The sequence below is a fragment of the Stenotrophomonas capsici genome (genome assembly GCF_034961085.1).
Lineage (GTDB): Bacteria > Pseudomonadota > Gammaproteobacteria > Xanthomonadales > Xanthomonadaceae > Stenotrophomonas > Stenotrophomonas capsici.
The window spans coordinates 1-1,647 of sequence record NZ_JAYFUH010000170.1 but is presented as its reverse complement, the minus strand read 5'-3'; the positions used below and the strand labels follow the sequence as shown (position 1 = coordinate 1,647).

The following is a 1,647-nucleotide window of genomic DNA, read 5'->3' as shown; positions in this document are numbered from 1 at the left end:
GAACTCCTCGATCACCACGCGCGCCCCGGCATCGCCGAAGGCATTGCCGCTGAGCATGTCGCGCACCGCGGCTTCGGCTTCGTCCAGCGTCATCGCCACGATCACGCCCTTGCCGGCGGCCAGGCCGTCGGCCTTGATGACGATGGGCGCACCCTTCTCGTGCAGGTAGGCCAGCGCGGCATCAACCTCGGTGTGCACGGCGTAGTACGCGGTGGGAATGCCATGGCGGGCCAGGAAATCCTTGGCGAACGCCTTGCTGCCCTCCAGCTGCGCGGCGGCGGCGGTCGGCCCGAAAATGCGCAGGCCGGCGGCACGGAAGGTGTCGACCACGCCAGCCACCAGCGGTACTTCCGGGCCGACCACGGTCAGGCCCACGGCCTCGTCCCGGGCCAGTTTGAGCAGCCCGGCGATGTCGGTGACCTTGACCGCGACGTTGCGGCACTTGCCTTCGGTGGCGGTGCCGGCATTGCCCGGGGCGACGATCACTTCGCTCACGCGCGCGGACTGCGCCAGCTTCCAGGCCAGGGCGTGTTCACGGCCACCAGAGCCGATGACGAGGATTTTCATGAAGTCGTTTCCTGTGGGGAGGGAGCGGGAGGGTTCAGGTGGCCACGCGGACCGGTGCCGGCATGCAGTGCGCGTTGCGGATCACTTCGCACAGCCCTCCCGTTGCAGTTCGGCAGGCATCGGGTAGCGCGACTGCGCCGGGTCGTAGGTGATGACGTGGGTCTTGCTGACACGGCCGTGGCAGCCGTTGCCCTTTTCCTGTACCTGCAACGGCCAGTACGCAAGGCCGGGCTGGCTGTCGTCGAGGCGGACCTCGAGGTTGAGGTCCAGGCGCCCGTGCGAGCAGTGCCCGGCGTCGTTGCACTCGATGGCGTTGTGGTCGTCCAGGTGGGTGCGCAGCCAGCCGGCGTCGGCCACCTTGTCGCCGCCGTCGAACACCAGCCAGGCCCGATTGCGCATCACCGAGCCGACCGCGACCAGTTCGTCGTCGATCTGGTACGCCCAGGCACCGGCGCCAACCTGCAGCGTGCTGACCGTGCCCGGCTGCCCGCCGGCACCGCTGGCACGTCCGGCCAGCTCGGCGGCCAGCGACATGCGGCCGTCGGCCGCTTCGTGCAGCACGATGAAATCGGTGGTGCCCAGTTCGATGGAAGTGGCGTCATCGTAGTGGGTGCAGACCGCAAGCATGCGGTACCGCTTGCCGCCGATGACCGCGGCCTGGTCGGCGCAGACGTCGCGGTGGATCGGGCGGACGTGATCCATGTCCGGATCCGTCAGCTGCTGCGCCCAGGGTCCCTTCAGCTGTGCAGGCGCGCCGTAGCGCTCCTGCAGCAGTGCCAGCACAGCGTCGTCGTGGCGCAGCACCGGCACCCTCGCCTCCGCCTGGGCGGGGGCGGGCTTGTCCTGCTGGCAGGCGGCCAGCAGGAGCACGGCGCCCAGGGAAACCGATCGTAGAAACACCCCCGTCGCCATCGTCGCGGTACTCAGTGACGGAAGTGGCGAACGCCGGTGAACACCATGGCGATGCCATGTTCGTCGGCCGCGGCGATCACTTCGGCATCGCGCATCGAACCGCCCGGCTGGATCACCGCGGTGATGCCGGCTTCGGCGGCCGCATCCAGGCCGTCGCGGAACGGGAAG

The 1,647-nt window shown here is 69.3% G+C and carries 2 protein-coding genes and 1 pseudogene; all 3 read right to left on the bottom strand.

The window, feature by feature from the left end:
• Positions 1 to 567: phosphoribosylamine--glycine ligase (locus VA603_RS10760; protein ID WP_425603691.1), on the bottom strand; the 567-nt coding region annotated here is incomplete at its 3' end.
• A gap of 81 nt (positions 568 to 648) precedes the next feature.
• Positions 649 to 1,479 carry a hypothetical protein gene (locus VA603_RS10755; RefSeq protein ID WP_323438815.1) on the bottom strand — a complete coding sequence of 277 codons (831 nt, stop codon included), beginning with the start codon at positions 1,477 to 1,479 and terminating at the stop codon, positions 649 to 651.
• 11 nt (positions 1,480 to 1,490) lie between these two features.
• A pseudogene (locus VA603_RS10750) lies at positions 1,491 to 1,647 on the bottom strand (IMP cyclohydrolase); the annotation flags it as partial.

What these genes read in the sequence shown, in the direction of transcription:
- VA603_RS10755 (WP_323438815.1), bottom strand. Translation starts at nt 1,479, where the DNA reads ATGGCGACGGGGGTGTTTCTACGATCGGTTTCCCTGGGCGCCGTGCTC.